Here is a 2,800-nt window from a genome sequence, read left to right on the forward strand (position 1 = left end):
CCGCGCGCGTTGAAGGCGTCGGGCGGGGCGCCGACCGACATTCCGGCGGCGAAGTGGTCCTGCTGCGCCCAGGCGTCGGCGCCCTGCGGATGCACGCCGACGGCCAGGTCGTGCACGATCCCGACGGGCATCCCGGCCTCGCGCGCGGCCCGCTGGGCGGCCCGCAGTTGCTGGTCGGTGAGCCACGCGAGCCGGGTGTGGAACTCAACCCGGGGGGCCAGCTCCGCGCGGGCGCGCGCCGTCTCCTCCGAGCGCGGGTCGCGCAGCTCGGGCGGCCAGGAACGCCAGTCGGGGCCGTGCCGCTCGGCCAGGGCGTACCAGGTCGCGTGGTCCTCCAGCGCCTGTCCCTCCTCGGCGCGGAAGGCGTCGTACGCCGTCTGCCGCCCCGGGCCCAGCGGGACCCGCGCGACCAGTTCCAGGGCCTCTCGCTTCAGCTCCCACACCGCGTCACGGTCGATCAGGGCGCCCTTGTCGAGCACGTCGGCGCGCAGCCGCTCGGCCCGCTCGCGCAGGGCGCCGAGGCGGCGGAGGTCGGCGTAGGCGTACTCGGGGATGTCCTCCACCCGCAGATGGACGGGGTCCGGGAAGCGGCGGGACGAGGGGCGGTACGGCGAGGGGTCGGTCGGGGAGCCCGCGCCCGGTACGGCCGCGTGCAACGGGTTGACCTGCACGAACCCGGCCCCGGCCGCACGCCCCGCCCAACCGGCCAGCTCGGCGAGGTCACCGAGGTCGCCCATGCCCCAGGAGCGGTGGGAGAGGACGGAGTAGAGCTGGGCGAGGAGGCCGTAGGAGCGGGTGACGGGGACGGGCAGACGGTCGGGGGCGACGATGAGGTGGGCGTCGGTGGTGCGGCCGTCGGGGGCGGTGGCGGTCACGCGGTGGACGCCGGGGGGCAGGTCGTCGACGGTGTCGCGCTCTTCGCCCTGCTCGGTGGTGACGAGGAGACGGGTGCCGGGGGGCAGGGTGGCGAAGGGGTCGGGACGGTCGGGGGTGGCCGACTCCGCGGCCGCCTGGCTCGTGCGCTCGCCCGGCGTACTCGTCCAGCGGACCACCGTCGGCGGCAGCAGCCGTTCGCTCAGCTCGCGCTCCCGCACGGCGAGCGCGGCGCGGACCGCGTCGGGGCCGGTCGCGTCCACCCCGAGGGCGGCCAGCGCGGCGACCACGGCGGTGGCGGGCACCGGGACCGTACGGTCCGGGGAGGGGCTGTAGGAGACGGCGACCCCGTGCAGCCCGGCGAGCCGGCTGAGGGCGGGGTCGTCCTGTGCGGTCCGGGCGGCCCGGCTCGGCTCGGGGTCGTCCTGTAGGGGCCGGGTGGACTCCGGGGTGCCCCCTACGGGCCCGTCCCCCACGGCGTGACTCCGCTGCGCGTCGTCCTCCGCCGCTCCCACTTCAGTGGCCCACGCAGTCGGCGACCGGGCAGTCGGCCTCGGTCAGCGGGGCGAGGTCGGCGAGCGGGGGCTCGCTGGTCAGGGGGGCGGCGTCGGGCAGTGGGGGCTCGCTGGTGAGCGGGGTCTCCACGCGGACGCCCTCCGCGCTGAACGCGCGCGGTCCCGCGCCGGGCCGGGACACCGTCTCCGGCGAGCGTTTCCACTGGGCGGGCAGAGCGGGGTGAGCCGGTACGGCCACGGATGCCTCCTGGCGGTCGGTACGGGTTCTCCGGTACGGGTCCGGACCGGGGAGCCCGGTGTCGGGCCCCGGTACGGGCCCGCGCCGGATTCGGTACGGGTTTGTGCCGGATTACCGCAGCCCTACCCCGTCCCGGCGGCGACACTCCCACCGCACTCCGGCGCGCGGGTGTACGGATCCTCCGCGCGCCGGAGCGATCCGGAGTGATCCGGAGTGATCCACCGCCGCACCGGCCGTCGATAGAGGAGGTGTGAGACTGTTCCGCCCCATGAGGGGCCACCGCGAAGAGGGCGCCACGGACGACGCGGCGCTGCTGCGGGCCGTCGCCGGAGGTGATCCGGCGGCGATGGCCGAGCTGTACGACCGGCACGCCGGCTGGCTGCACGCCCGGCTGTCACGGCGCTGCCCCGACCCCGAGACCGTGCGGGAGGTCCTCCAGGACACCTTCGTCACCGTGTGGCGCTCCGCCGCCGGGCACCGGGGTCAGGAGACCGGCGGCTGGCTGTGGACCATCGCGGCGCGGCGGCTGGTGGACGCGCGGCGGGCCCAGGAACGCGCCACGCGGCTCGTCGGACCCCCGCTGGAGGACGAGCCCGCGACGCCGTACGCCACGGCCTCCGCCGAGGACCGCGTGCTGGCCGGGCTCGAGTACGGCGACGTCGGCACCGCGCTCGACCGGATCTCCCCCGAGCTGCGCGAGGTGCTGCGGGCGACCGTCGTGGACGGGCTCAGCACCCGCGAGGCGGCCCGGCTGCTCGGGATACCCGAGGGCACCGTCAAGTCCCGCGCCCGGCGCGCCCGCGTCGAACTGCGGGCGGCACTGGACCAGTTGAACCCGTCCCCGCTGGGAGGCACGGCATGACGAAGCACGACGCGTCCGGCTGGCACGTCACCGACACCCTCGCCGCGCGCTACGCCGACGACACCCTCCCCGAGCCCGACGCCTGGTCCCTGGAGAAGCACCTGGAGCACTGCGCGGGGTGCGCGGTCCGGGTGTCGGGGGCGGTACGGGCGACGGCGGCGGGGGCGGTCCTCGGGGACGTACGGGCGGCGGTGCTGGCGGCGAACCCGGCGACCGCCGCACGTCCCGCGCCGGGTACGACGCCGGTCACCGCTCCCGTACGGGAGATCCCTGTCAGGGAAACCCCGGGCCACCCCCTACGGACCCCCCGCC

Annotated in this window: 4 protein-coding genes; 2 read left to right on the plus strand and 2 right to left on the minus strand. The window is 76.9% G+C overall.

The window, feature by feature from the left end:
• Positions 1-1,229 (minus strand): 4-alpha-glucanotransferase (locus GTW40_RS14320; protein ID WP_161180561.1); only part of this gene is annotated, 1,229 nt, incomplete at its 3' end.
• Between the two features lie 160 nt (positions 1,230-1,389).
• Positions 1,390-1,569 (minus strand): hypothetical protein, encoded by a 180-nt coding sequence (locus GTW40_RS14325; RefSeq protein WP_343245697.1) that lies wholly within the window; start codon positions 1,567-1,569, stop codon positions 1,390-1,392.
• Between the two features lie 325 nt (positions 1,570-1,894).
• Between GTW40_RS14325 and GTW40_RS14330 the strand changes: the two genes are divergently transcribed.
• Together GTW40_RS14330 and GTW40_RS14335 are read left to right on the plus strand one after the other, a co-directional pair.
• Positions 1,895-2,488 (plus strand): RNA polymerase sigma factor, encoded by a 594-nt coding sequence (locus GTW40_RS14330; protein WP_161180560.1) that lies wholly within the window; start codon positions 1,895-1,897, stop codon positions 2,486-2,488.
• The coding region (locus tag GTW40_RS14335) for a zf-HC2 domain-containing protein (RefSeq protein ID WP_202485878.1) at positions 2,485-2,800 on the plus strand (316 nt) is incomplete at its 3' end. The genes GTW40_RS14330 and GTW40_RS14335, both read left to right, overlap by 4 nt.

Source organism: Streptomyces sp. SID4985 (genome assembly GCF_009863025.1).
GTDB lineage: Bacteria > Actinomycetota > Actinomycetes > Streptomycetales > Streptomycetaceae > Streptomyces.